Annotated in this window: 21 protein-coding genes; 11 read left to right on the forward strand and 10 right to left on the reverse strand. The window is 67.7% G+C overall.

What is annotated here, in order from left to right:
• Positions 1-216 precede the first annotated feature (216 nt).
• Both KEG57_RS13115 and KEG57_RS13120 read right to left on the reverse strand, forming a co-directional pair.
• Positions 217-1,827, reverse strand: a complete 1,611-nt coding sequence (locus tag KEG57_RS13115) for an amidase (RefSeq protein ID WP_272419766.1) — start codon at positions 1,825-1,827, stop codon at positions 217-219.
• A complete protein-coding gene (locus tag KEG57_RS13120; protein WP_272419765.1) occupies positions 1,824-5,000 on the reverse strand; it encodes a serine/threonine-protein kinase in 3,177 nt (1,058 codons plus the stop codon). Before KEG57_RS13120 ends, KEG57_RS13115 begins: the two co-directional genes overlap by 4 nt.
• Positions 5,001-5,204: 204 nt before the next feature.
• Here KEG57_RS13120 and KEG57_RS13125 point away from each other — a divergent pair, with 204 nt between their 5' ends.
• From KEG57_RS13125 to KEG57_RS13135, 3 genes are all read left to right on the forward strand, one after another.
• A complete protein-coding gene (locus tag KEG57_RS13125) occupies positions 5,205-6,053 on the forward strand; it encodes a hypothetical protein (RefSeq protein WP_272419764.1) in 849 nt (282 codons plus the stop codon).
• 299 nt (positions 6,054-6,352) lie between these two features.
• Positions 6,353-7,459, forward strand: coding sequence for a putative sensor domain DACNV-containing protein (locus KEG57_RS13130; RefSeq protein ID WP_272419763.1), 1,107 nt, complete (start codon positions 6,353-6,355; stop codon positions 7,457-7,459).
• A 27-nt stretch (positions 7,460-7,486) separates the two neighbouring features.
• On the forward strand, positions 7,487-8,269 hold the full coding sequence (locus tag KEG57_RS13135) for a hypothetical protein (protein ID WP_272419762.1): 783 nt from the start codon (positions 7,487-7,489) through the stop codon (positions 8,267-8,269).
• Positions 8,270-8,271: 2 nt separating this feature from the next.
• Here KEG57_RS13135 and KEG57_RS13140 read toward each other — a convergent pair whose 3' ends face one another.
• On the reverse strand, positions 8,272-8,571 hold the full coding sequence (locus tag KEG57_RS13140; protein ID WP_272419761.1) for a hypothetical protein: 300 nt from the start codon (positions 8,569-8,571) through the stop codon (positions 8,272-8,274).
• A 131-nt stretch (positions 8,572-8,702) separates the two neighbouring features.
• Here KEG57_RS13140 and KEG57_RS13145 point away from each other — a divergent pair, with 131 nt between their 5' ends.
• Together KEG57_RS13145 and KEG57_RS13150 are read left to right on the forward strand one after the other, a co-directional pair.
• Complete coding sequence (locus KEG57_RS13145) at positions 8,703-9,587, forward strand: PfkB family carbohydrate kinase (RefSeq protein ID WP_272419760.1); 885 nt, start codon at positions 8,703-8,705, stop codon at positions 9,585-9,587.
• Between the two features lie 26 nt (positions 9,588-9,613).
• Positions 9,614-10,189 (forward strand): L,D-transpeptidase family protein, encoded by a 576-nt coding sequence (locus KEG57_RS13150; protein ID WP_272419759.1) that lies wholly within the window; start codon positions 9,614-9,616, stop codon positions 10,187-10,189.
• An 84-nt stretch (positions 10,190-10,273) separates the two neighbouring features.
• Here KEG57_RS13150 and KEG57_RS13155 read toward each other — a convergent pair whose 3' ends face one another.
• Positions 10,274-11,614, reverse strand: a complete 1,341-nt coding sequence (locus KEG57_RS13155) for an esterase/lipase family protein (protein ID WP_272419758.1) — start codon at positions 11,612-11,614, stop codon at positions 10,274-10,276.
• Positions 11,615-11,794: 180 nt separating this feature from the next.
• Between KEG57_RS13155 and KEG57_RS13160 the strand changes: the two genes are divergently transcribed.
• Positions 11,795-12,136: an aminoacyl-tRNA hydrolase gene (locus KEG57_RS13160; protein ID WP_272419757.1), complete on the forward strand. Its 342-nt coding sequence runs from the start codon at positions 11,795-11,797 to the stop codon at positions 12,134-12,136.
• Positions 12,137-12,253: 117 nt separating this feature from the next.
• Here KEG57_RS13160 and KEG57_RS13165 read toward each other — a convergent pair whose 3' ends face one another.
• Genes KEG57_RS13165 through KEG57_RS13175 form a run of 3 tightly spaced genes read right to left on the reverse strand, consistent with a single transcriptional unit; the run spans position 12,254 to position 13,674 of the window.
• Positions 12,254-12,745, reverse strand: a complete 492-nt coding sequence (locus tag KEG57_RS13165) for a PspA/IM30 family protein (RefSeq protein WP_272419756.1) — start codon at positions 12,743-12,745, stop codon at positions 12,254-12,256.
• Positions 12,733-12,918, reverse strand: coding sequence for a hypothetical protein (locus tag KEG57_RS13170; RefSeq protein WP_272419755.1), 186 nt, complete (start codon positions 12,916-12,918; stop codon positions 12,733-12,735). Before KEG57_RS13170 ends, KEG57_RS13165 begins: the two co-directional genes overlap by 13 nt.
• Before the next feature lie 12 nt (positions 12,919-12,930).
• Positions 12,931-13,674, reverse strand: coding sequence for an endonuclease/exonuclease/phosphatase family protein (locus tag KEG57_RS13175; protein ID WP_272419754.1), 744 nt, complete (start codon positions 13,672-13,674; stop codon positions 12,931-12,933).
• Between the two features lie 190 nt (positions 13,675-13,864).
• Between KEG57_RS13175 and KEG57_RS13180 the strand changes: the two genes are divergently transcribed.
• Positions 13,865-14,068: a hypothetical protein gene (locus KEG57_RS13180; RefSeq protein ID WP_272419753.1), complete on the forward strand. Its 204-nt coding sequence runs from the start codon at positions 13,865-13,867 to the stop codon at positions 14,066-14,068.
• Between the two features lie 20 nt (positions 14,069-14,088).
• Here KEG57_RS13180 and KEG57_RS13185 read toward each other — a convergent pair whose 3' ends face one another.
• A complete protein-coding gene (locus KEG57_RS13185; protein WP_272419752.1) occupies positions 14,089-14,652 on the reverse strand; it encodes a hypothetical protein in 564 nt (187 codons plus the stop codon).
• Between the two features lie 384 nt (positions 14,653-15,036).
• On the opposite strand from KEG57_RS13185, the gene KEG57_RS13190 reads away from it, so the two are divergent.
• The 3 genes from KEG57_RS13190 to KEG57_RS13200 are packed head-to-tail and all read left to right on the forward strand — an operon-like array spanning position 15,037 to position 20,371.
• On the forward strand, positions 15,037-16,614 hold the full coding sequence (locus KEG57_RS13190; protein WP_272419751.1) for a serine/threonine-protein kinase: 1,578 nt from the start codon (positions 15,037-15,039) through the stop codon (positions 16,612-16,614).
• Positions 16,614-19,178 carry an FG-GAP repeat domain-containing protein gene (locus KEG57_RS13195; protein ID WP_272419750.1) on the forward strand — a complete coding sequence of 855 codons (2,565 nt, stop codon included), beginning with the start codon at positions 16,614-16,616 and terminating at the stop codon, positions 19,176-19,178. The genes KEG57_RS13190 and KEG57_RS13195 overlap by 1 nt, the downstream gene beginning before the upstream one ends.
• Complete coding sequence (locus tag KEG57_RS13200) at positions 19,175-20,371, forward strand: PEGA domain-containing protein (RefSeq protein ID WP_272419749.1); 1,197 nt, start codon at positions 19,175-19,177, stop codon at positions 20,369-20,371. Before KEG57_RS13195 ends, KEG57_RS13200 begins: the two co-directional genes overlap by 4 nt.
• Before the next feature lie 36 nt (positions 20,372-20,407).
• Here KEG57_RS13200 and KEG57_RS13205 read toward each other — a convergent pair whose 3' ends face one another.
• On the reverse strand, positions 20,408-21,349 hold the full coding sequence (locus KEG57_RS13205) for a phosphotransferase (RefSeq protein WP_272419748.1): 942 nt from the start codon (positions 21,347-21,349) through the stop codon (positions 20,408-20,410).
• 189 nt (positions 21,350-21,538) lie between these two features.
• Complete coding sequence (locus KEG57_RS13210; protein WP_272419747.1) at positions 21,539-22,051, reverse strand: DUF1993 domain-containing protein; 513 nt, start codon at positions 22,049-22,051, stop codon at positions 21,539-21,541.
• A gap of 185 nt (positions 22,052-22,236) precedes the next feature.
• On the opposite strand from KEG57_RS13210, the gene KEG57_RS13215 reads away from it, so the two are divergent.
• Entirely contained in the window at positions 22,237-25,425 is a 3,189-nt protein-coding gene (locus KEG57_RS13215) for an amino acid adenylation domain-containing protein (RefSeq protein WP_272419746.1), read from the forward strand.
• Positions 25,426-25,517 lie beyond the last annotated feature (92 nt).

A 25,517-nucleotide genomic window follows, 5' to 3' on the forward strand; every position in this document is an offset into this window, starting at 1 on the left:
CACGCCGTTTGTCCGCGGATGTTTGTCCATCGCCCGCGGCCACTCGTTTTTAGACGCCTGTGGCGCGTTTTTTTCGCACAGATCGCCTTCATGAGAACTTCCCTACCTTTCACCCGACTTTCCAGACAAATCATCGGGGTGTCTACATGGTGACACGCAGTGCAAAGTAATAATTCATACGTTAGGGCGGGCGTCGACGGGCCATCGGACTTCACTTCAGCGCCGCAGCGTCGGCTCGAAGGCCGGCGCTCGCCGCGCCTTCGTGCTTTGCTCGAATGCGAATGCCATACCAAGGAGCTCCCCCTCGGAATATGCGCGGCCCATGAATACGAAGCCGAGGGGCAAGCCGTGGCTATCGCCCATCGGCACCGTGATGCTCGGCGTGCCGGCGACGGCCGCGACCGCATAACTCTCGCCCACGAAATGATCCCCGAGGACGTGATCGGTGAGCCAAGCCGGGGCCATGCTCGGCGCGACGACGGCATCGAGCTTGCCGCCGTCGAGGATCGCGAGCAGGCCCTCCTTGCCCGCGAGGCGCCGCGCGGACTCGCGCGCTTCGAGATACTCCGCATCCGTGAGCGGCCCGAGCGCCGCCGCCTTCTCGAAGAGCTCCTGGCCAAAAAACGGCATCACGGTTTCGGCGTGGGCCTCGTTCCACGCAATGAGGGCCGAAAGCGATGCGTGCGGCGCGCCGCTGCGACGCAGATACGCATTCAGCCCATCCTTGAACTCGTACAACATGACCGTGAGCTCGGGGTTGTCCCAGCGGTGGTAGGTGGCCATCTCGACATCGACCACCTCGGCGCCCTGCGCCCGCAAGGTCGTGAGTGACGCTTCGGCCGCCCTGTCGACGTCGGGGTGGTATCCCATGGCCTGACGAAGCACACCGAGCCGCTTTCCTTTGAGCGCGCCCGGCTTCAGGAACGTCGTGTAATCGGTCGGAAGCCCGCCTTCCTTCGGCGCGGCCGGATCGGCCGGATCGACGGCCGCGAGGGCGCTGAGCAAAAGGGCCGCGTCGGTCACGGTCCGGGCCATCGGCCCTGCGGTGTCCTGCGAGATGGAGATGGGAATGATCCCGCTGCGGCTGACCAATCCCACCGTGGGCTTGAGCCCCACGAGGCCATTGACGGCCGAAGGGCAGATGATGCTGCCGTCGGTCTCGGTGCCGACCCCGATCGCGCCGAGGCTCGCGGCGATGGCCGTGCCGGCGCCGGAGCTCGAACCGCAGGGATTGCGGTCGAGCACGTACGGGTTTTTCGTCTGGCCCCCGCGCGAGCTCCAGCCGGATGTCGCACGGGTCGACCGAAAATTCGCCCACTCGCTGAGATTGGTTTTTCCCAGAATGACGGCGCCGGCCGCGCGAAGGCGGGCGACGAGAAAGGCGTCCTCTTTCGGCCGATGGTCGGCGAGCGCCAGCGATCCGGCCGAATTCACCATGCCGGCGACGTCGATGTTGTCCTTGATCAAGACGGGAATGCCGTGCAGGGCGCCGCGCACCTTCCCGGCCCTGCGCTCCGCGTCGAGGGCCTCGGCGTCCGCAAGCGCGCGGGGGGAGAGCTCGATGACCGCGTCGAGCCGGGGCCCGGCGTCGTCGATTTGGGCGATTCGATCGAGATAGGCCTGCGTGAGCTCCCGCGCGGTGAGCGTGCCTTTGACCATACGATCCCGCGCGTCCGCCGCGCTGAGCTCGACGACGTCGGTTCTTTCGCGGGCGACGGTCGACGCATCGGCCGGCCGGGCGCCGCTCTTCGCCGCTCCCCCGTCACATGCCCCGACGCATGCAACGCCGAGCAGCGCCGCGCGCACCATCCATTGCACGGTCTTCATTCCTCGGCTCCCGCCTGCACGAACATCCCTTGCGCCTCCTTCACCGCCGCGCCCCGTTCCCGCGCGAGCAGCGGATTCTCGCGGAGCGCGGATTCCAGCGAAGCCTTGGCCTCACGCGCGGCCTGCTGCTTTTCTTTTGCATCTCGCGCGGCGCTGACGCGCAAGAGGGAAAGGGCCCCCTTTGCCGCGAGCGCCGTCGCCATGTTCGGATGGATGGCAAGCGCCTTGTCGGCCATCACGCGCCCCATCGTCAGATCCTTTTCGGCGTTTTTCCTCCGCCCGAGGAGCCAGCCGGCGCGTAGCTCGTAGATCTCGGCCAGCGCCTCGTAGACCTGCGGATTGGCGCGCTCCTTGTCGAGGACGGGCAGGAGCGGCGCGAAGGCCGCGCCGAACATCGCGGCATCGGCGTTTCCCTTCGCGAGGGCCCAGCGAAGCGCAATCGTCTCCGTGCGCGCCTGCTCGACGCGGTAGTCCACGTCCCAGGGCGATCCCTCCGCGCTCTTGCGGAAAAACCCACGCGCCGCCTCGACCGCCATCGTCGGGTCCTTTCCTTGTCGCAACAGGTAAAGCGCCCGCGTCATGGCGACGAGCCCCCAGAGCTCGTCGTTCGCGGAGGAAGGCGCGAGCTGTTCCTTTTCACGGAGAAACGCCTCGGCGCGCTCCAGGGAGGCGCTCGGATCCTGGCCCGCATTGCATGCATGAGAAGCACGGTGCAAGAATGCCCAGGCCGAGACGTGCGCCGCGTCCAGCGGATTGTGTTCCTTCACGGCGGCGACGGCCTCGAGCGCGCTCGCCACCGGCGCCTCCGGCGAACGCCCATGTTCCACGAGGTGCAGAGCCTTCTGCAAATGTGCGTGCGCCTTGTAGAGCGCCGGGTACGTGAAGCTCGGGTTTTGCGCGAAGGCTTGATCGCAGCGGGACGTCGCGCGCTCGACCGAAGGGCTCGGATCGACGCCTCGCCAGTTCTCGCTCCTGGCGCGCTCCACGTACGACGCGCACACCTCGTTGTAGGGCCAGAGAAAGCCCGGATCGAGCCGGATGGCCTCCTCGTGCGCCGCGATGGCGCGGTCGCTCACGTCCCGCGCCTCGAGCCCTCGGTTCATGCGGTGCAAGAGCTCCATGCGGTACGCGGCGCCGACCAGGTAATGTGCCATCGGATCGCCCGCCCGGCGACGGGCCGCCTCCTCGGCGCGATCGATGGCGACCCGGATGATCGCCTCCGGATCCTTCTGCCCGGGCCCGTTCATGACCTGCCACGCGAAGGCGTTCTGCGCGAACGCCATCGTCAGGCGTGCCGAGCCGCGCTGCGGGTCCGCCGCGAGCGCCTTCCCGCAGGCGCTCACCGCTTTCTCGAAGCTCGGGCGCAAAAGCTCGGGCCGAGCGTCCGACGCGAAGACGACCTGGGTCCAGAGCTCGCACTCGGCTTCGTGCACGGCCGGATCACTCCGCGCAATCGAAGCGGCCTCCGCATAGGCCGCCGCCGCCGGCTCGAACGATCGCATCATCCTGTCGTAATCGAACGCGGCATCCCGACCGAAACGCTTGCCTTCCGCGAAATGCGCGTCACCTTCGAGCTTTTTTGCTTCGTGGAGCCAGGGTGATTGCGCGAACGCTTCGCGCGCCTTCGCGAACGCGACGTCGTTTTGCCCCTCGTGGAGCGCGATGAGCCCCTCCACATACGCCGGCGACGAGAGCCGCGCCCCGAGCGCCGCGCGCAGGTGGGCGAGGGCGGGCGATTTGTATTCGGCGTCGATCGCCGCGAACCTCGCCTTCTTGCGCGCTTCGTCCTGGATCCGCTTCGTCTCTTCGAGGGCCTTGCGATAGAGCTCCACGAGCACGAGGCCCATGGCATAACGGAGCTCCGGCGGCGTGTACCCGGCGGCCTCGGCGCGGCGCAGATGGGCGAGCGCCTCCTCGGGCTCCTGGAGCGCCAAAAATCCCCGCCCGAGCGCGTAATGCCCCGGCCCCTCCCCCGCCCGCCCGAGGGTCGCCATGCGTGCCTCGATGTCCCGCAACTGCTGCCGCACGATGCTCCGCTCCCGCTCGATATCGTGCAGCGGGAGGCTGTACGCACGTGACAGGAAGAGCTCCATCTCCTTCACGTCCTCGCCGAGCTCGCGCGAGAGGGCCGTCTGCTCGGCCAGAGCTTGCCGTTGCCGGATCCAGAAGACGCCGAACACCAGGAGCACCACGAACAGCGCCGCCCCGAGCGCGACGCGCACCTTGTGCCGCCGCGCGGCCTTGAGCAGGACGTACCCGAGCGACGCCCGGCGCGCCAGCACGGGCTTGCCGTCGAGGAACCGCTGCAGGTCCTCGCCGAGGGCCAGGGCCGACTCGTATCGCCGCCCTTGCTCCTTTTCGAGGCATTTCATGACGATGGCCTGGAGGTCCTCCGGGACGTCCGGGCGAATCTTCCCGAGCTGCGGGGGATCCTCGGTCAGGAGCTTTCGCATGACCGCGAGCGCATGGGAGCCCTCGAACGGGGGCCGCCCCGTGAGCAGGTCATACAGCGTCGCGCCGAGCCCATACACGTCGGTTCGCCGATCGAGCGTCTCGGCATCGCCGCTCGCTTGCTCCGGGGCCATGTACGCGGGTGTCCCGGCGAGCGAGGCCGTCACCTGGATCGATTTGCCCATTTCGCGGGCAATGCCGAAATCCATGATGTAGGGCTTGTAGGCTCCGTCCTCGCCTTGCTCGACCATGATGTTGCCGGGCTTGACGTCGCGATGGATGATTCCCAGCCGGTGCGCCTCGTGGAGCGCCATCGATACCTGCTGGACCGCGCGTACCTTTTGCTCGCGAGTCATCCGTTCGCTCGCGCAATCGAGCGATTTGCCCGCGATGTATTGCATCACGATATAGGGGCGATCGCCGTCCGTCCCCACCTCGTGGACCTTGCACGCGTGCTCGTGCTCGATTCGCGCCTGCGCGCGCGCCTCGCGCAGGAGCGTCCGGTTCGTCTCCAGGTCCGCCTGGTGAAGAAATTTGACGGCGACGTCGCGGCCGAGGTGCCGATCCTTGGCGCGGTACACGGAGCCCATCCCACCGGAGCCGAGGAACTCGAACTCCCCGAAACGCGTGAGGAGCCCCAGCGGAACGCTCGGCGGGCCCGGCGGCGCGCTCGACGGCGTGGCGTCCGGCTGCGTGGTCTCCGGAGCTGTAACAGGAGTCACAGAACGCACTTGAACAGCATGACCTATCGTCAAGGGGGCACACCATGGGACCAAGGTCCCATGGTGTAAGGGTTGCAAGAACCCTACCGTAACGTTCGGTTCTGGATGAGGCCCAGGCCACAGGCGCCGGCTGTATCGTAATTATATTTACGATTGGAAGCGCCGACCAGGGGACCCAGCGCCGAGCAGAAAGAGTAGGAGATCATGCTGTCATTTCGCTTGCTCGAGGGGGTTGTCCTTGGAACCGTGCTCACACTCATCGGCTGCGGCACCGCGGTGGATCCGGGTGATTTCGTGGAGTCCCAGGCGCTCGAGCCGCAAGGCGGTTCCACCAAAGGCACGGGGGGCATGAACGGCCTGAGCCCGGCCGACTACCACGCGAACGTCACCGCGCTCGTGAGTGCGTTGGGTGTCGCCGCTGCGGATCCACAGAACCCGTCGGCAGTCAACCCCGCGATCGAGGCGACGGGACTGCTCGCCACCGAAGGCGGGCGCGAGGTCTTCTCCTACGCCGCGCGATGCACGCTCCCGGCCGGGACGCAGCTCACGAACGGGAGCGGCGTCTACACGGGCGGCGGAATCCTCACCACCACCGGGTCATGGCCGAGCGCAGGCCTCACGACGTCCCAGAAGGAGGACGCGCTCACGTGCATGGTGACGCACCTGAACCCGTTCGGCGCCCACGTGCCGTTTTTCCTCTCGGGGCCCAGCATCGCCGGGACGGAGAGCTCGGACGCGCAAGGGTTCACCATCGAGGAGGCGATCTGGCAGGTGAAGCTCGAGGGCCCGAACCAGACCCCGATCTACTACGCCTGGCCCCGCGTGGACCTGCTCAACACCTGCGGGCTCGTGACATCGCTCACCTGGGTCACCCGCATCTGCGGCTCGGCCCTCAACACCTGCGGCGTGCAGGTGCGCTACGATCGCGCCACGGCTTGCACCGGCTCGGACGGGATCTTCACCTGCAACGGCAAGCCGGCCGTCCAGACCTCGCTCGAGGAGAGCGACCTGTGCATCCTGCACCTCAACGTACTCGGCATCGGCCTGCTGTAGCTTCGTTCGAGGCGCGGGCTGATGCCTGCATGTCTCGGCGTCCGAGGACTCCAGACCTCAAAGGAGCGTCAGGTGATCGAGGCCGGCCTCACGACGCCGCGCTCGATGTCCCGCCCGCACGCCACGTCCCATTGCGACGTCCGGCGCGTTTCCTCCTGAAAAGCCGATGCTCCGGACGGCGCGGGGACGATGGCCGTCCAGCCCTGCGCCCCCTTCCCTGCCCCTCTCCCTCGCTGTAGCCTCCCAGCTCCAAGGCCCAAATCGCCGTTTCATCGGCTGACGAGCCTACGTGGGCGCTCATGACGTCGTTCAAGTATCCCCGAGACATGCTCGCGCCGCTGAAGGCGCGCTGGTACGAGTGGGCCCGGCAGGAAAGCGAGCCTCCGGCCTTGCCGAGCGACGACAAGCTCGCGCTCTTGCTCGAAGTCGCATACCACGCGAGTTACACGGCGGACGAGCGCCGCGGGACCCAGTTCCGCGCCGTCGTTTGCAGCCCCGACCTGCGGGAATCGGAGATCGATCATCCGCTCCGGATCGACCCGCCGCGTGGCTTCACGCCCCACGAAATCATGCGCCTCGCGCCGGCCGCCGACGCCGCGAAGGTCATGCTCGCCGTCGATCCCGGCGGGGACGAGCCGCTCATCTGGGGGCTATGCAATGGCGCGGACATGCAGCTCACCGTCTCGGTGATGGCGCCCGGCAAGCTCTCCGTCGGGCGCAACATGCGCAGCCTCGTGGCCCTGGAAGACGGGCGCATTTTCGAGGAAGGGGAGCGGCTCGGCGTGTTTCAATCCGTGGTCGAGGCGCTCTCCGAGGCGACCGACGCGTTGTGGGACGGCGTCAACTGGCGCGGGGGATCGTGGTCTCCCCAGGTCAATTACCCGGCGCACCTGCACGACATCCTCTCGACGATCCGGAAGCTCGGGCACGGGGGCACGGTCCTCGTCGTCCCCGACCGCGAATGCAAGTCCCTCTCCTGGCGGCAGCTCCTCAAGATCAAATACCAGTGCCAGGACGATTCGGTCTGGCCGCTCTTGCGAAAATCGGTGTTCCAGTTCGACGAGGATTCCCCGGGGCGCGGCGCCATGGAATTTCAGTATGCAGAGGACAAGGCGCGCCGCTTGCTGGAGCGGCTCCCCGGTCTCACGGCGGTGGATGGGGCGCTCTTGATCACGGACCGATATCGGGTGCTTGGCTTCGGGGTCGAGGTGCTGGCGCAGACCGAGCTCGAAACGATCTTCCTGCCGGACGGGGCATCTCGGAGCGTCGAGGCGTACGGCACGCGGCATCGCTCCGCGTTCCGCTTCTGCGCGGCGTACCCGCGCGGGGTCGCCTTCGTTTGCTCGCAGGACGGCTCGATCAAATGCGTACGCAATCGCGACGGAAAGGTCACGCTGTACGAGTGATGCGGTGTATCCGCAGGGAGGTGCTTCATGCGAAAGGGTTTGCTGGTATCGCTGTTCGTGCTGATCGCTGGCTGCACGCAGGGCCCGGATGAGCCGGGCCCGAATGAGCCCGTGGAGCAAGACGAAGCGTTCCACCCCGGCCTTCAATACGCAGGGGCAATCGCGATCGGGAACGCGGGCCAGCCGAGCATCGAGCTCTCGGCCCCGCTTTTCCCCGATTCCGTCGTGTTCCAGCAGTTCCAGGACGCGAGCCTCTATCCCACGCTCTCCGATGCCGATCGCGACGCGCTCCTCGACGACATCCGCACCTTCGAGCAGCTCGTGCCGCTCTGCGCCGCCACGCATCCGGCCATCAAGCAGCAGAGCCCCGGCGGGCCGCCGCTCACGCCGGCCGAAATCGCGACCAATTACGACGAAGTGGCGCGCTGCGGGTACGAGGATTACGGCGCCAAACCTTACTGGGTCCCAGAGCACGTGAGCGACGTCGACATCTGCTCCGCGAAGCTCGGCGACGATTGGCGCCTGCCGACCGAGGCCGACGTCGCCACATTGCAGGAGAGCGACTTCGCGTTCTTCCAGTCGACGCTCGCGGCCCAGCCGGGCCAGGACGAGTTCCCGGTCCACTTCTACTATTCGCTCGACGTGTACGTACGCGGCAATGACGGGGCGCTCGCGCTCGGAAACCTCGCGCCGCAGACGGACCACGTCGTGCCCCTGCCCGTCTCGGGCGCCGCGATGAACGAGCTTTACATCGGGAATGGCAAACCGATTGGTCTACGCTGCCTCCGGCTCCCGAGCCCCGCGCCTTGAGGTCACGAATTCGGGACCTTGAGCTTATTTCGCACCCATATTCCCACGAGCACGCCGGGCGTCGCGAGCAGCGCGAGGAGCCTCGCCATGGATCCCGGGCGCGAGCCGTCCCAGTCTCCTTCCATGACGCTGAAAAGCCCGCCGATCAGAGCCGCGCTGTTCACGACAGCGACGAGGATGCCCGCCGCCATCGCTTTCGTATTGCGGATCGTATACTCGCGCCGCCGAGCGACCGCCCGCTTCCATTCTTCTTCCGGATCCAGGGCGACCTTCGCGGCGCCCCCCGCACGTTCGTCCGCCATGTCGCACGTCTAGCACGAACCCATGCGCGCGGGAACCGGTCCACGCGCTGACGAGCGAGCTCAGGGAGGCCATCCGCGGGGCGCGTGGGATGCACCTCGGGGTGCTATGCTCCGAGGGAGGGGGCGAAAAAATGGTCGCGCCGGACATCCTGCTCATCGGGCACGTCGCCCGGGATCTGCTGAGCGCCGATCCGAACGACGGCTACCGCCTCGGGGGCACGGTGAGTTTCGCCGCCGTCACGTGCGTGAAGCTCGGGCGGAGGCCGACGATCCTCACGTCGGCAGCGCCGGGGCTCGACGTCTCCGAGCTGCCGCGCGAGGTGGAGCTTTACGTCCTCCCCTCGGAGGTCACGACGACATTCGCCAACGTTTATACCGACGCGGGGCGTATCCAGCATTGCAGCGCGCGGGCGCGACCGATCACCGCCGCCGATATCGATCCCTCGTTGCGCCGGCCGCGGGCAGCGCTGCTCGGGCCGATCGCCGACGAGATCACCCCCGACGTGGCCCACGTTCTCGCCGAGGAAACGCTGGTCGTGGCCACGCCGCAGGGATGGATGCGGCGCTTCGACGAGGCCGGGCGCGTCCATGGCAAACCCTGGGAGAGCGCGAGCGCGATTCTCCCGCGCGTGGACGCCATCGTGCTCTCGCTCGAAGACATTGGCGCCGACGTCCGCCGCCTGGATCCCATGATCGAGCAGGTCCCTCTCGTGGTCCTCACTGAATACCGGGACGGGAGCACGCTTTACCGGCGCCGCGACGACGGAACGATCCTCGTGACGCGAATCCCGCCGCGCCCGGCTCGGGAGGTCGATCCTACCGGCGCCGGGGACGTCTTCGCGACGGCATTCATGATTCGTTTCCAGGAGACCCTCGATCCGGTCGAAGCAGCGCGCTTTGCCAACGTCACGGCGTCGTTCGGCGTCGAGGCGGTCGGCGTGACCGGAATTCCGAGCCGCGAGGCGGTCTTCGCATATATGCGGGAGAACCCATTCCGAGATGGCGCGCACGGCTGACGTATGGCAAGACAGGGTTCCGCCCCATGACTCGCCCCCGCCTCCTCGCGAAGCGCCCGATCCTCCTCGCTACCCTCGTCCTCGCGGCCGTCGCCCTCCTCGTGCTTTTTCTGCCCCCTTCGAGCCTCGCCACGCCCGCCTCCTGCAACAAGCCCGAGATCGTCATCCGCAAGAAGGACGCCGCGCTCGATCTGCACTGCGGTGGAAAGCTGTTCCGCACCTTCTCGGCCACGTTCGGGGCCCAGCCCGTCGGGCAGAAAGAACGCGAAGGGGACGAGCGCACGCCCGAGGGGGTTTATCGCATCGCGAGCAAATCGGAAAGCGAGCGGTTTTATCGATTCCTGGGGATCTCCTACCCCGGGCCCGAAGACCTCGCGCGGGCGAAGAAAAACGGAATCGACAAGCCGGGTGGCGGCATTGGCATCCACGGGACCAAGCCGAAGCTTGCGGCCCTGGCGCGGGCATGGATCCGGCTCTCGAGCGCGACCGGGCTCGGGCAGGTCTGGGGCCCGACGGACGGCTGCATCGGGCTCGCCAATGAAGACGTCGTCGTGATCTATGCCCTCGTGCCCGTCGGCACGAAGGTGACGATCAAGCCTTGAGCATGCGAGAAGGAGGGCGCCAAGGGCCCCCGAGGATCCCCGGGAAAACCTTCGAGCGCCCCCGGACGTGAGAGCGAGGCCCGATCAGTGCGCCGTGATCCAGCTCCGGATGGGCTCCCAGAAGAGCGCTTCCGCGTCGTAGCCCTGGAAGATGTCGGTGTGACCGATGTCGAGGAGGCGATACTCCTCGGGGTAATGCTGGACGACGTGGCTCGACACGTCCTGGCTGCCGAGCAGCGTGGTCGTGTAAATGCCGGCCGCGCCAAACCCGCCGCCGGCGCCGACGTAGAACGTCGGGACCGTGATGTCGGCGAGGTGATCGTCGAACGGCACGTCATCCTGCGGATCGTCGCAGGTGGCCGCGTCCGCGTCCGCAATCATGGCCCAGGGCTGCCAGGGTTTGGCGCGGGCGAGGACGTCGAACCAGACGGCCGGATCGGCATACGCGAGATCCTGCACGCCGGCCGCGTCCCAGAGGCCCCCCGTGAGGTGGTACGAGGGGACCGGCGGCTGCGGCATCAAGAGGAAGGTGGCCGCGCCGAGCGTCATGGCGGCGTGCTCGTTGTCGAGCCCCGGGAACGCGGGCGACGGGCCCATGGGATCGATTTGAGCGAGGTAGCCGAGCGGCCCGAGCTGCCCTCCGAGATTGTTTGCGTATTGCCCCGCGGCGACGAGGGCGCGCTGGTCGGCCCGACGCTGACAGGCGCCCGCGCGGAAATCCGGGTCGTCGGTTTCGAGATAGATGTCCACGGGAATCAGGCCGCCGACGTGGCGCAGACCTGAGGGCCGCTGGGTCTCGGCGCCCGCATACGCATACGCGAGCTGACCGCCGCGGCTCCAGCCGAGCAAATGCAGGCGGCCGTGCCCCTGGCCCGAGAGCGCGCGGACCACGCGGGCGACGCCGAGCGCCGTGCCGATGTCGCGCACGTCGCGCTGAAAACCCCAGTTTTGCATGAACGAGAGATTGGTCTCGCTCGCGGGGACGCGGGTCCAGCCGAGATCGACGCCCCAGACGTCGATGCCGTGCGAGGCGAGGTGCACCGGCAAGCTCGCCCCGTCCGGCGAAGGGCCCGCGGCAAGGAAGGCGGACTCGAAATCCCAGGCGTCGCCATGGACCATCATGACGGCCTTGCTGGTGGGTGCGGGGACGTTCGGCGCCGATTCGCGCACGACGCGGTGGAGGCCGATGACGTCGTAGGTGCCGGGGCCGACGCGGAGATCGACGCGGTATTCGACGACGTCGCCGACGAGGACGCGCCGCGAGACGGCGGCGGAAAGGCTTTTCTCCGGCGCATCGCAATCGGCTTCGTTCGACTCGCAAGCAATGGCGAGCGCGCGGGCCAGGCTCGGTCCGGCGGCGGCGGTCGAGGAAAGCAGAGCGATGGGCGCGACGGCGAGAATCGAAGAAATGATGTGTCGGATCAAGATGTTACCTCTCGGTAGGATGGCGCGGGCGCCCTTGGCAAGAACCGCGCCGAGGCCAGGGGAGGGCAGCACTCCAGGGTTCCAGGGTCTCGCGGTTGTGCAGGGTTTGCGCGAACTGTGCCAGATTGCGACAACGCGCCGGACATCGACGGCAGGATCGTTTTCTGCGAGGATCTTGTCATGCCGGTGGTTCAATACATCGTCATCAATCGCGAGATTCTCGCACTCGGACCGGGCGTGCTCGCGAGCCAGGCCGCGCATGCCTCCATGGCAGGTTATCTCCTCGCCGCCGAAACGGAGTCTGCGCGCGCCTGGGCGAATGGCACGTTCACGAAGATCGTGCTCGCCGTCGAGACGGAAGCGGCGTTGCGGGAGGTCGGAGCGGCGCTCGCCGCTGCCGGCGTCACGCACAAGGTGATCGAAGAGAGTCGGCTCGGGGGAAAGGCCACGTCGCTGGGCGTAGCGCCGCTCGAAAAGGCGGAGCTCGGCAAGGTGCTCGGGCACCTCACGCTGCTTCGATGACGGACGTCATCGACGAATACGCCGTCCGCTGCCCGAGGAATCGGCAGGCCATTCTGGAACGGGTTCGTCGATTGCGAGACGTCGGCCCTGGCTGATCGCCCACCCGACGATTGCAGCTCAAGGAACGGAATTCCTCCGCTGCCCCGGTCCGCCCCGCTGGCGCGTACCTTCGAACTCCACCAGCAAGTCGAGCATCTCGACGAAGCGGTCCATCCGTGCGGCTTGCTCCTCGAGCAACCGGGTGCGTGTCACGAGCTTTCGTGCGATCAATCGGTTTTTCGCAAACTTGGCTTGCTCGATCGCATGATTGAAGCGCCGCAGCGTTCCCTTGAGCTCCTCGACGATCTCTCTCTGTTCCTGCCAGTCCGCTCGCAACTGGGAGACGAACCCCGCGTGCGCTTGTTGCCGGGCGAGCGCCTCCTTCGCGAGGACGTCGTCGCCGGCCTCGCTGGCCTTACGAGCACGTTGCTCCCATTCCTTGGCAGCTTCTACCTCCTGCTCGATCTGCTTGAAGAGGCGCTTCTCGTCGGCGATGGCGACCGCCGTATCCTTCTTGGCCTCGATCAGCGCCTCGGCCGCCTGGATGATGAATCGATTCAGGAGCACCATGGAGGGCTCGACCGTGCGCCCCAGGTATCGCTCGCGTACGCGCGAAATCGCGTACTCGGACCATCCGAGAGAAGCTCGCGAGCGGCGCCAGCCTCCATGAGCAGCTTGTCGGCGTAGCCGCGGAGCCAATCGAGACCGTCGTTCAAGTGATCACGCACGTCGTGGAAGACCATGAAACCACCCTCTCAGGATTGCGCTGCAAGCGAAGGCGCGAGCTCGACCTCGATTCCGAAGTGATCGGAGATGAACGTATCCTCTTCGTCGATCGGCTCGACGCCGACGAGCGTCGCCGCGCGGGGCGAAAATGCGCGGCTGCGCAAGAACACACGGTCGATGCGCTTGTGGGCATGCTCGGCGTGCATGACGTAACGCATGAAGTTGATGTTCGTGTCGACCGTAAAGCCCGGACGATCCCCATGCAACGCAGGCCATACATCGACGAACGTGGGATCGAGCGCGGCGTTTTCGGCCGCGGCGTCCGGCGCGAAGTTCATGTCGCCCGCGAAGACCACGTCGGGGCTCGATGCCGCGAGGTAAGGTTGGATGATGCCGAGCTGGGCAACCCGCGTGGCCGTGCACTCGGACGTACTCTCCAAGTGAATCGTTGCGACGGTGAGGCCACACGAAAGCTCGGCCGAAAGGAGGCGTCGCCCCATTTCCGTCGGCAAATCGAGCACGACGAGGCGTCGGATGGGAATCCGCGAAAGCAAGAGGACGCCGTAGCGACTGAAGGTGCTGCCATCGACGTCGGAGATTTGATAACCGGCGCGAACCCAGGGGGCCTCGACGATGGCGGCGAGGAGCTTCTGGGTCACCTCTTGCAGCACAATCACGTCGGGGCTCCGTCGGGAAAGCTCCGCGAGCAGCGCTTCCTGCCGCACGCGGAACTTGTGGGCGCCAAACCACACGTTCCACGTGACGAGTTTCAAGGGGCGGGCAGCAATACGGGCCGGAGGAGCGGCGGCCTGCCATTCCCCTCGGGTAAACGCGTAAGGCTTCATGACCGTGGGGCTTTCCGACGACGACATGGCATACCGTACCACCGTCTCGGGTGGCCGCCCAGAACGAGCAGCAAGGACTCCCGCCGTCGTGCAGACGTGGTAGCTTCCGGCGCACGCCATGTTGTCCTCGTCGTTGCACCGCATCTGCCACGAATCCTGGGAGCTGATACAGGTCTTCCGCGGGCCCACCATCCCGCGCGAAGGGGAACTGCTCCTCCTCGAGCAGAACGGGCAGGAGACGAAGTTCCGCGTCATCCGGGTGATGTACAAGGCCGCACCGGGAGGTGAGCTCCTGGCGACCGTGTTCGTGACCCCGGCTTGAATGGCGGACGGACCGACCGATCAGAGCGCGAACCGCACCGTCGTCGCAGCGATGGCGCCGATTGCAACGCCCGCGAGTAGCCAGGCCAGGCGCGAGGGCCGCGGAGATTCGCTTTCGCCGAGCGGAAACTCCACCGCGTGTACCCGCTCCGCCTCGGCGTCGACCAGCAAGACACCGTCCACATCGAACGCGATGCGGTATTCGAGGAGCTGGCGGCGCGTGCCGGGTGTGTCGATCCGCGGCGCCGCGCGGCCCGTCTTCACCTCGGCCACGTAACGCTTGTCGCCCCAGCCCACGAGGTAATCGGCGCGCAGGTCGATCGCCACCGGATCGCCGTCGACCCGCACGCCGTACGAGACGGCCACCTGCCGGCCCAGAATGGTGAAGCCGAGGTCGCGCAACAGGCCCTCGGCGCGAAGCTCGCCCGCCGCGCCTCGCTCGCGCCGAACCGCGATCGTGCGCCGCCGCCAGAAGCCCCGCCACGCAATCCGCGCGGTCTGCACCAAAGCGAGCAGCGCCGCCGCCGCAAGGAGGACGAGCAGGACATCGGGCGGGAGCGCGCGCAGATCCACCTGCGCGTGCATGACAGCAGGCGCCCACGGTGGGCCAACTTTTCGGCAGCGACTTCGTTCGATGCACCACGGGATCTCGAGCGGAACCGCGCGCGGGTTCTACCTTCGGAACGTGGCCCATCGATGAAGGGCGCGTCGATTGTCCCTGGGTGACGTTTCACTTCGGTTGATTTCGCGCGACGATCGAGGTCAGGAGTTTCCCGCTTTTGTAGGAGAAAGACCGAATCGCAGGATCTCGACGTCCGTTGGGAATTTGCGCAGGCGGCCCCCGCCAAGCTCCCGATGCGGGAAGGCAGAATTCTGACAGTCGGACGAGCATACGGGGACTATCGCTTCGTGTATTCTCGTGGGATGCAAGCCGCGGTCGATCGCGGCTTCGTAGCGGAGGGGAAACACGTGGCGACCGTAGGGGAGGTCATCGCCGGCAAATACCGCATCGAGCGGGAGATCGGCCGGGGAGGAATGGGGCTCGTGCTCCTGGCGACGCACGTCGACCTCGAGCAGCCGGTCGCCGTCAAAGTCCTGCACGAGGACTCCGCTTACGACGCCGATGCGATCGCGCGCTTCATCCGCGAGGCGCGCGCCGCAGGCAAAATCCAGAGCGATCACGTCGCCCGCGTGATGGACGCCGGCGTGCTGCCCGAAGGCGGCGCGTACATCGTCATGGAGCTGCTCGACGGGAAAGACCTCGCCGATGTGCTGCATGACGAGGGCCCCCTCGACATCTCCGTCGCCGTGGGCCACGTGCTCGAAGCCTGCGACGCGCTCGCCGCGGCGCACGCGGTGGGGATCGTGCACCGCGATCTGAAGCCCGCGAACCTGTTTCTCGCCCGCAAGCCGGACGAGACGAAGATCGTGAAGGTCCTCGATTTCGGCGTCTCCAAGATGGCCGCGCAGAACACGCCGTCGGCGCCGTCGGCGCTCACGCAGTCGGGCCAGATTTTCGGCTCGCCGAGTTACATGGCGCCCGAGCAGCTCCGCAGCGCGGCCGACGTCGATGCGCGCGCGGACATCTGGTCGCTCGGCGTCGTGCTGTACGAGCTCGTCACGGCGAGCCTGCCGTTTCCCGCGCGCACGATGGCGGACATGATGGCGGCCGTCGTACGCGATCCGCCGCAGCCGCTCGCGCAGGTACGCGCGGACGTGCCGCCCGCGCTCGAGGCGATCCTGGTGCGTTGCCTCGAAAAGGAGCCGAGCGACAGATATACGAACGTCGGGGAGCTCGCCCGCGCGCTCGCGCCGTTTTCCCCGGGAAACGAGGCGCTCGTCGCGCGGATCGAGCGGGTCTCGGCGCGAAGCGGGGCCAGCGGCGTGCCCTCGCTCCCGGCGCCGAGCTCGCTGCGGATCGACGTCGTCGCGCCGGAAGAAGCCGGCGAGACGGAGCATGAAGGCAATGCGGAGGAGCCGCAGGACACCCCGAGCGAGGCGCCTCTTTCCAGATCGCTGGGCAGCGGGCGCGTGTCGTCCTTGTCCGGTCGGTCCTCGCGGTGGGTCGTCCTCGGGCTCGCACCGGCCCTCGCGGCCGCGATCGGGTTTTTGGTGACCCTCTCGCACCGCGCGCCTCCCGCGCCGACGCCCGCGTCCGCGCGCGCGCCCGAGCCTCCGCCGGCCGCGGCGCCCACGGAGACCGCGCAGGTGCTCCCCGCGGTGGCCCCGGCTTCCGCGGCGCCTTCGCCTTCGGCCGCGCGGACCGAGGTCACGATCAACGTCTCGTCCGCGCCGAAGGAGACGCGCGTCTATCGCGGCGCCGAACTCCTCGGGACGGTGCCCGGCCCGCTCGTGTTCGAGCGAGGACAGGCGCCGATCGAGCTCAGGTTTGTCGCGGAGGGATACACGTCCGCCGAGGTCACGGTGGTACCGAACGTCGATCGTGTCCTCGCCGTCGAGCTCAAGCCGACGAAGCCCACGCTGCGCACCCAGAAGGCCGGGACCGGGCCCAAAGGAAAGGTCCCGGGCGACCTGGAGCCCTTCTGATGCGCCGCGCGGGTGCTCGGTCCCCTGCGCGCGTCTTTGCCGCCCTCGTGCTCGCCCTCGCGGCGCCCGCGTGCGCGCCGCTGCCCACGTTGTCGGAGGGCGTTTGCGGCAATTTCGTGGTCGAGGCGGGCGAGGATTGTGATGGCCACGCGCCCGCGCCGGGCTCGTGCGCGCCGATGGGCGCGACAAACGAGTGCCGCTTCGTCTGTGACCCCACGCTCCCGGAGCCCGGGTGCCCGGCTGGCTTCGGGTGCGGGTCCAATCGGGTTTGTCGTCGCGCGTCGGGCACGATCGAGCCCACGGGCGAGCGGGTGGGGTACACCTGGCCGACGTCCTTGCGCGTGGGGGATTTTAATCTCGACGGCGCGCCCGATCTCCTGCTGCTCGGCGCGCCGGACGCCGCGGGACTCCGGCCCGCGCGCGCGCTCTCCTCGCATGGGTTCTCCCTGTCCGAGACGCTCACCGAGCTCCCGTTCGAGATCGCGGCTCCGACCGTCGGCGCTGGGACGGGGGAAGCGTACCGCGACATCGCCTTCGCGGACCGCGAGGGCGTGGCGATCCTGCGCGGGTACTCGGAAGACGCAGCCCGCTTCGCGATGGTCCCTTCGATCATCTTGAGCCAAGGGACATCCGCGCGGCTCTTGTTCGTCGACGTCCTGCCGGATGCGCCGGGGGACGAAATCGTGGCGCTCACCGACTCGGTCGAGAACGGCGCGTTGCTCACGGGAATCGCGGCGGACGGGACCCCTCCCGCCGGGCTCTCGCCGATGCCGGGAGGCGAAGCGGAGGTCATCGGCGCCGTGCCCATGCTCGCCGCTGCGCTCGACGAGGCCGTGCCGTGCAAGCAGATCCTCGTCGCGTATCGCGGGGCCACGACCGTGCCCGTGTTCACGCCTTGCAGGCTGGGCGATTTCGGGGTGGAGTGGAATACGGGAGGCGCGCCCCTCGACGTGAAGCTCGCGCCGGAAGCCCCCATCGATCGTGGGGTCTTCGTCGCCGACGTGGACGTGGACGGGCACCTCGACCTCGTCGTGGGCGCGGGCGGGCAGACGTACGTCGCGCTCGGGCTCGGGGATGGCACGTTCGTCTCGAAAAAAAACGGGGGGATGCCAAACGAGGCGGCGCCGTACATGCTGCCGGAGGCCGCGGGTGACGCCACATTTCCGCTCGCGATGGCGGACCTGAACACCGACGGCCATGTGGATTTCATCGTCCCGCGCGGGATCGTGATCTCTCGCCCGGCGGGGTACGAGCTCGCGTATGGCAACCTCGGGGCGGCCTGGTCCGAGGCGGTGATCGGGCATTTCAACGGCAATGACGCGCTCGACGTCGTGGCGAGCACGGCGGGCGTCGTCGACCTCGATTTCTTGAACAACGCGGGTGACGGCGTGTTCTCCCCGGCCGTCATCTCGACGCATGGCTCCGCGCGGCTGCTCACGGTCGGCGATGTCGACGGCGATTTGCTCGACGATATCGTCTTCAGCGAGCAGAACGGGGAAAACGGGGAGCTCGTCGATCAAATCGCTTTGAGCTTCGGCGTACCGTTTGGCGTGCCTACGTCGGCGGTCGCCGCGGTGGAGGCCGGGTCGGTCGAGCAGATCACGGCGGGTCATTACGTGGGGCAAACGGGAATGAACGCGATGGCGGAGGTGGCCGTCGTCTTCGAGGCCGAGGCGCACAATTCGGACGCGCTGGCGGTGCTCCAGGGGCGGACGTCGCGCAACATCTACCCGGCCTTGCCTTTGCGGGGCGAGGGCAGCTCGTTCTTGCCCATCGCGCTCACGTTCGGGAATTTCGGCGATGAAACGGCCGACATCGCGGCACTCGGCGTGAATCCGGCGACGCGCGACCTGCGCCTGTTCCGCGTCGAGGCCTTCGAGGACGGCCCGCCGGGATTGCCCGCTGCGAGTGAGGCGCTCGATTCGTGGTTTTCCCCCGTGGAGGGGACGGACGCGATCCTGTTCCGTCATGGCGCGCTCGTCGCGGCGGCGGACTTGAACGACGACGGGCTCGACGAGGTCGTCCTCGTCGGAGCCCATGGCGAGCAGAAGCAGGCCGCTGTGATGGTCGCCGATTACGATGAAGCGTCGGCGACCTTCCAGCCCCGCGCCGCGCAGCCGTTCGCCGCGACGCTCTCCATCGACGCGGACCTGCTCGTCGCCGACGTCGACGGTGACGGGCACGAGGACGCGCTCGTCCGGACCGGCTCCCCGGACACGCCGAGCTCTCTCGTGATTCTGTGGGGAAACGAGACGGGGGACCTCGGGAAGGACGCGCAAGTGTCAGCGCCGCTCGACCCCGACGGCTCGGGCGTGCGTGCGCTCACGTGCGTAAAATCCCCGCGGGGAAAGGGGTTCGACGTGCTGGTTGCGAGTGACCAGGCCATCTATCGGTACGAGCTCGACGCAGGCAGGGACGCGACCGCCGCGCCCGTCCAGGTGTTGCCGCTCATGCACGTGCGCGCGCTCGCGGCGGCCGATTTTGATCACGACGGCGTCGACGATATCGCCGTGCAGACGGAGGACGGGTTCGAGCTGTATCGCTCGATCCCGGAGCTCCAATGAAGCGCGTCGTGTATGGTCTCGTCGCGGCGATGCTCGCCTCGGCCTTCGCGGGCCCGGCGCGCGCCGGGGATGCGGTCGAGGAGGCGCGGATCCTGTTCACCGCGGGCGCGCAGGCTTATGAGGCGGGTCGATATGCCGACGCCGTCGACGCATTCCGGGCGGCGCACGCCCTGACGCCGGAACGGCCGACCGTCCTTTTTTCGCTCGCGCAGGCCGAGCGCCGCCATTTCACGGTCGCGCGTGATCCTGCCGTGCTGGAGGCCGCGATCACGCATTTCCGCAGCTATCTCGAGCTCGTGCCCGAGGGAGGGCGCCGCGCCGACGTCGTGGCCGCGCTCGGCGAGCTCCAGGCCATCGCGGCGAGCCTCGAGCAGAAGAACATCGAAGCGTCGGTGTCGAAGGCGCGGCTCTTGATCACGACGCAGACGCCGGGCGCCGTCATCACGATCGACGGCACGGAGCGGACGACGGTGCCCGTGATCGAGGCCATCGCCGCGGGCAAACATGCGGTCGTCGTCTCGGCGCCGGGTTTCATCGGAGAAACGCGTGAAATCGTGGCCGTGGAGGGGGCGATCTTGCCGGTGGAGATCAACCTGCGCGAGCGTCCGTCGTTCCTCGCGGTGACGGCGCCGCGGGGCGCTTCGATCCAGGTCGACGGCCGTTCGCAGGGCGAGGCGCCGCTCGTTTCGCCGATCGAGCTGCCCTCCGGGGCGCACGTGGTCACCGTCGCGAAACGTGGCCACGATCCGCGCACGTTGCGTGTGATGATCGAGCGAGGCGGGACGAACCGCCTCGACGTCTCCCTCGCGACGACCCGCCAGCGTCGCGTCTCGTACGGGCTCGTGGTCGGCGCGGGCGTGGCCTTCGTCTCCGGCTTCGCGCTCGCCGTGAGCTCCGCGTTGCAGGAGGACGCGGCGCAGCGGCTGCTTTCGCGCACCGAGCAGGGGAACATCGACCTCGGCACGCTCGAAGCCTACGAATCGGCGCGCACGTCGCGGGACGTGCTGCGCACCGGGGCGATCGGCTCGTTCGCCATGTCGACGGTGTTCGGCGTGGCCGCCATCGCAACGTACTGGTTCGACAACCCCACGCCCGGGCCCGCGGGGTCCGGGGAGACGGCGCGCATGGAGCGTTTTGCGCGGGTGGTGCCGATGCCGGGTGGGGCGTGGATCGGCGTGGGCGGGCGGTTTTGACGGAGGTCCTCCCCGCCCCCGCGGCTGGCGTGCGGCTCAGAGCGCGAGGCACTCTTTCAGCAGCGCGAGACCAAACGCCCACTGCCCCTCCGCCGTGCCGAGCTTCAGCGCGCCGGTCATCATTCGCTGATAGAATTCGCCGAGCGAGAGCGTCGATTCGGGCGTCTCGGCGCCGGTGGCCCCCGCGTGGTTCATCTGGCAGGCGAGGAAGAGCTGCATCGCGCCGGCGAGCGCCGCCGCCAGCCGGCGCATGTACAGAAAGCGCTTCGGGAGCTCGGCGATAGGCTTGCCTTCGTAGGCCGAGAGCAGGCGCAGGCAGGTGCCCCCGTCCATGCGCAGGAAGACGGCGATCACCGCGAGATCGTAATACGCGTCCATCGGCCCGGCGGCGGCCCAATCGAGCACCAGGATCGCCTCGCCGTCATAGACGAAATTGGAGGGATTGAGATCGTTGTGGCCGAGGACCAGGGCGCCCTCACGTATCGGAGGAGCCTCGGCGAGCACGCGCTCGACGGCACGGGCGATGAAACCCGGGAGGGGGAAGCCGGAAAGGACCTGGTTCCATAGCTGGGTGAGGAACTCGCGGGGATCACGCATGGGCGCGACGCCGGGAATCGGGAGCGCGTGGATGCGGCGCACGGTGCGGCCGAGCAGGGTGAGCGCGGCCTCGTGGGTCTGCGGATCCCGATAAAAGGCCGCGAACGAACGGTCGGCGACGAATTCGGTGAGGACCGCGCGCCTCGGCTCGTCGACGTGGATGACCCGAGGCGCGAGGCCCGCGTCTGCGGCAAGCCGCTGGATGTGGAGCGTACTCCGCCAATCCTCGGCGCTCTCGCTCTCCGCGGCGACCTTGAGCACGAACGCCTGTCCCGCCGCGTCGACGCGGTGGACGCCGGCGCCCGAGAGCCCCGCGGCGATCGGGGTGATCGTGGTGTTGGGTCCTCTGAGGTCCGGGGGGAGGAGATCTTCGAGGGTCATGATCGGCTCGCTCGACGGGGAAGGGATTGCGGCCCGTTCGAGCGTCAGGGTGTCACGTTTGGGGTGGGCCGTCTTCGCGATCCGGCGATCACGACCGTGCTCGGGCGTGGGAGCGGCAAGTGGGGGTGATGCGGGCTTTCGACGGACGACCGCGGAGGGTCTTCGTCCGGCGGGATCGGCGGAGCGAGGTCAGACGTCGAAGAACGGCAGCTCGCCGATGAAGTCGAGCTTGCCCACGTCCACGCCGTTGTGGCGGAGGATCGCGTAGGCCGTGGTGGCGTGGAAGTAGAAGTTTGGCAGGGCCATCTTGACGAGGAAGTCCATGCCCTTGAGCCCCTTGCCCGGCGCGAACGGCAGGGTGATGGTGCGGGCCTCGGCGCCCTCGAACTGCGCGGGCTCGAGGGTCTTCAGCCACGCGATCGTCCTGTCGAGGCGGGCGCGGATCTCGTCGACGGTCTTCTCGTTGTCCTCGAACACGGGCGGCGTGACCCCGGCCAGGCGCGCGGCCGTGAACTTGGCGCCGTCGCTGATGGCCTGGAACTGCCTCACGAGCGGATACTGATCCGGCGCGAGACGACAGCCGAGGAGCACGTTGACGTCGAACTTCTTTTGCTCGGCAAGCGCCTGGGCCTTGTCGAGCCACGCACGCGCCTGGCCCACGATCTGGATGAGTTGCGGCACGAAAGGATCATAGAGGTTCATGGGTCATCTCCTGGGTAGAGCGGGAACGGGTGTAGCACGCGCCGCGGATACGCCAAAGGCCGATGCGCGGGCAGCCCGCCAGGCCCGCAATACCCGCCGCATTGCGATTTCCTGCTTCTCCCTTGACAGGGCAGAGACCTCTGTTCCTGTGGGGCACGCGAGAGGGGGGACTGGACGGTGATGTGGTGAACGAGCGGACGACTTCACGTTTCAATTTGGATCACAACGCAGCGCAATACCCCCGAGCCGAGCCGGTGCACCGGCTCTTCGAGCAGCAGGTCGAGCGGACCCCACGCGCGGTCGCCGTCACCTGCGGGCAGGTGAACCTCACGTATGCGGCGCTCGCCGAGCGAGCGAATCGGCTCTCGTGCAGGCTCCGACGCTGGGGGATCGGGCCGGGGAGCAAGGTCGGGATTCTCCTCGACCCCACGGCGGATGTCCCCGTGGCCATGCTGGGCATCTTGAAGGCGGGCGCCGCGTACGTACCGCTCGATCCGGCGCATCCGCACGCCCGCACCAGGTTCATCGTGGGCGACGCCGGCCTCTCGGTCCTGCTGACCGAGCCGTCGATTTCGCAGGGGCTCGGCGAGATCCCTGCACGCGTGGCTTTTCTCCCGGAGCTCTTGCTGGATCCGGCCGAGACCGAGCCCCTCCCGACGGTCCCCTCCCCCGAGGACCCTGCGTACATCATCTATACCTCGGGCACCACCGGGGATCCCAAGGGCGTGGTGATCCCGCACCGCGCCCTCACGAGTTATGCCTGGTGCGCGAAGGAGCTCTACGCCGGCGCGGGCGCCGCGACGTTTCCTTTGTATTCATCGCTGGCCTTCGATCTGACGGTGACGTCCCTCTTCGTCCCGCTGCTCGCGGGCGGCCGCATCATCGTGTATCCGGGCGCTTCGCCCATCGCGTCCCTGATGGCCGCCGTCCACGACGAGCGCATCGATACCCTCAAGCTCACCCCGAGCCACCTCTCGCTCGTCGTTTCGCGTGACAACCGGGGCAGCCGTATCCGGCGAATGATCGTGGGGGGCGAGGCGCTGTCGACGAAGCTCGCGCGGCGCGCGCTGGAGAGCTTCGGGCCGCACCTCGAGATTTTCAACGAATACGGCCCCACGGAGGCGACCGTGGGCTGCATCGTCCACCCATTCGATCCTCACCGGGATAGCCTCGACAGCGTCCCCATTGGCCGGCCGCTACCCAATACGCGGGCCTACGTCCTCGACCCGTCGCGCGCGCCGGTGCCGGACGGCACGACCGGCGAGCTTTACCTCGCCGGCGATTGCCTGGCGACGGGCTACCTCGGGAATCCCGCCGAGGCGCAGGGCAGCTTTTTGGAAAACCCTCGCGCGCCTTCCGAGATCCTCTACAAGACGGGCGATCTCGCGCGGCGGCTCCCGGAGGGTGATCTCGAATTCCTCGGTCGAAGCGACACGCAGATCAAATTCGCCGGCCATCGCGTCGAGCTCGCGGGTATGCGGGCGCTCCTCCAGCGGCACCCGAAAGTGCGCGACAGCGTCGTCGTGCTCCGGGAGGATGAGAGCGGCCATGGCGCCCTCGTCGCCTATTACACGTCCGAAATGCCGCTCGCGCCCGGTGTCCTGCGGAGCTTCATGACTTCGCTCGTCAGCCAGGACATCGTCCCGAGCTTTTTCGTCCACGTCCCCAGCCTGCCGCTCACTTCGAACGGGAAGGTGGATACGGCCGCCTTGCCGTCCCTCGAAGACGTGCGGCAAACGGTGGGAAGCGCGTCGGCGCCGCCGCGCACGCCCGCGGAGGTCGAGCTCGCGGCGATATGGGCGCGCTCGCTCGGGCTCTCGCACGTGGGTATCGACGACGATTTCTTCGAGCTCGGCGGGCACTCCTTGCTCGGCAATCGGATCATCCTGCAGATCCGCGAATCCTTCGGCGTCGACCTCAACATGCGCAGCATCTTCGAAAACCGGACGATCGCCGCGCTCGCCCGCAGCATCGAGCAGGCCCGCGCGAGCGCGGCCGTGCGCCTCGGGAGCGATGAGGCGCAGGCGGAGCCGCCCCCCGACCTCCCGGCGCTCCCGTTCGACCTCGCCATGGCAGAGCGAAGCGCCTCGCCGGGCGCGCGGACGGCGAGGCGCAGCGACGAGGAGAACCTTCCGTCTGCCGAGTCCATCGCCGCGGTCGACGACATGGTCGGCGACTTCTACAGCCGTTTTCCCTGGCCGTGGAATAGCTCCAAGTTCGAGACGCTCGCCGACCCCGATTTCGAGACGGTCATGGTGAGCCAGGAGGTCGGCGATTACGAGCATCGCGCCCTGCCCAGAGAGGCGTCGATCTGGGTCGCCGGGTGCGGGACCAACCAGGCGCTCTTGACGGCCCTGCGCTTCCCCAAGGCCCGGGTGCTCGGGACCGACCTATCCACCAAATCGCTCGAGATCTGCGCGGAAAGCGCGGCCGAGCTCGGCGTGAAAAACCTGGAGCTCAAGCTGGAGAGCATCAATGACGCGCCCTACGAGGGAGCATTCGACCACGTCGTGTGCACGGGCGTCATTCACCACACCTATGACCCCGCCCACGCGCTCTCGCGACTGTCGCGCGCGATGAAACCCGACGGCCTGCTGGAGCTGCTCGTCTACAACCGGTTTCACCGCACGATCACGAGCGCGTTCCAGAAGGCGATCCGGATCATGACGCGCGGGCTGTCGGCGAACGACTATGCCGTGGCCAAGCGGCTCGCCGCGGGGTTCGCGCTCGACAATACGATGGCGAGGTTCATCAGCCGCCACCGCGACTGGGAGGAGTCCGACTTCGCCGATCTGCTCATCAACCCGGTCGAGCACAGCTACACCGTCGATTCGCTGGCCGAAATGGCGGAGGGATGCGACCTCGAGCTCGTCCGCCCCTGCATCAGCCTGTACGCCAAATATCGAGCGGAGAGCATCTTCTGGGAGATGTCCTACTCCGACCCCGACATCCAGCGCCTTTACGACAAGATGCCCGACCTCGACCGTTGGCGCGTGTCGAACCTCCTGATGCACGAGAAGTCGCCGATGCTGTGGTTCTATCTGCAGCGCAGGGACACGCCGAGGCCGCGGAAGTCGGAGCAGGAGCTCAATGCGGCCTTCCTGCAAACGCGGTTCGAGCGCGCGATCACCGAGCAACGCAGCTACATTCGTGGCACCGACGGCCGCTTCCGGGTCGCGCCGAGGTCGATCCGGTATCCGGCGTCGGTCCCGGACGATTCGGTGCGCGCGATCTACGAGCGATTCGATCGGAGCCGGGTCATGGGCGAGGTTTTTGCCGAGCTCGGGATCGAGCCGTCCTTCGCAAACGTGCAGCGCGCGCGGATTTACCTCACGATCCCCGCATTTCCGTATCTCCGGGCGACCGTGGGATAAAAAGGCTCCCGGAAGGGCGCAGGGCACAGCTCGCCCAGAGAGGTGCCCTCGCGCCCTCCCGGGAGCGCGCAACGTAACTTTCCGACGAACCC

It is taken from the genome of Polyangium jinanense (assembly GCF_028435365.1).

What these genes read in the sequence shown, in the direction of transcription:
- KEG57_RS13135 (WP_272419762.1), top strand. Translation starts at nt 7,487, where the DNA reads ATGCGAAAGGGTTTGCTGGTATCGCTGTTCGTGCTGATCGCTGGCTGC.
- KEG57_RS13115 (WP_272419766.1), bottom strand. Translation starts at nt 1,827, where the DNA reads ATGAAGACCGTGCAATGGATGGTGCGCGCGGCGCTGCTCGGCGTTGCA.
- KEG57_RS13170 (WP_272419755.1), bottom strand. Translation starts at nt 12,918, where the DNA reads ATGGTCTTCCACGACGTGCGTGATCACTTGAACGACGGTCTCGATTGG.
- KEG57_RS13150 (WP_272419759.1), top strand. Translation starts at nt 9,614, where the DNA reads ATGACTCGCCCCCGCCTCCTCGCGAAGCGCCCGATCCTCCTCGCTACC.
- KEG57_RS13200 (WP_272419749.1), top strand. Translation starts at nt 19,175, where the DNA reads ATGAAGCGCGTCGTGTATGGTCTCGTCGCGGCGATGCTCGCCTCGGCC.
- KEG57_RS13140 (WP_272419761.1), bottom strand. Translation starts at nt 8,571, where the DNA reads ATGGCGGACGAACGTGCGGGGGGCGCCGCGAAGGTCGCCCTGGATCCG.
- KEG57_RS13205 (WP_272419748.1), bottom strand. Translation starts at nt 21,349, where the DNA reads ATGACCCTCGAAGATCTCCTCCCCCCGGACCTCAGAGGACCCAACACC.
- KEG57_RS13160 (WP_272419757.1), top strand. Translation starts at nt 11,795, where the DNA reads ATGCCGGTGGTTCAATACATCGTCATCAATCGCGAGATTCTCGCACTC.
- KEG57_RS13130 (WP_272419763.1), top strand. Translation starts at nt 6,353, where the DNA reads ATGACGTCGTTCAAGTATCCCCGAGACATGCTCGCGCCGCTGAAGGCG.
- KEG57_RS13195 (WP_272419750.1), top strand. Translation starts at nt 16,614, where the DNA reads ATGCGCCGCGCGGGTGCTCGGTCCCCTGCGCGCGTCTTTGCCGCCCTC.
- KEG57_RS13180 (WP_272419753.1), top strand. Translation starts at nt 13,865, where the DNA reads ATGTTGTCCTCGTCGTTGCACCGCATCTGCCACGAATCCTGGGAGCTG.
- KEG57_RS13145 (WP_272419760.1), top strand. Translation starts at nt 8,703, where the DNA reads ATGGTCGCGCCGGACATCCTGCTCATCGGGCACGTCGCCCGGGATCTG.
- KEG57_RS13165 (WP_272419756.1), bottom strand. Translation starts at nt 12,745, where the DNA reads ATGGTGCTCCTGAATCGATTCATCATCCAGGCGGCCGAGGCGCTGATC.
- KEG57_RS13185 (WP_272419752.1), bottom strand. Translation starts at nt 14,652, where the DNA reads ATGCACGCGCAGGTGGATCTGCGCGCGCTCCCGCCCGATGTCCTGCTC.
- KEG57_RS13125 (WP_272419764.1), top strand. Translation starts at nt 5,205, where the DNA reads ATGCTGTCATTTCGCTTGCTCGAGGGGGTTGTCCTTGGAACCGTGCTC.
- KEG57_RS13210 (WP_272419747.1), bottom strand. Translation starts at nt 22,051, where the DNA reads ATGAACCTCTATGATCCTTTCGTGCCGCAACTCATCCAGATCGTGGGC.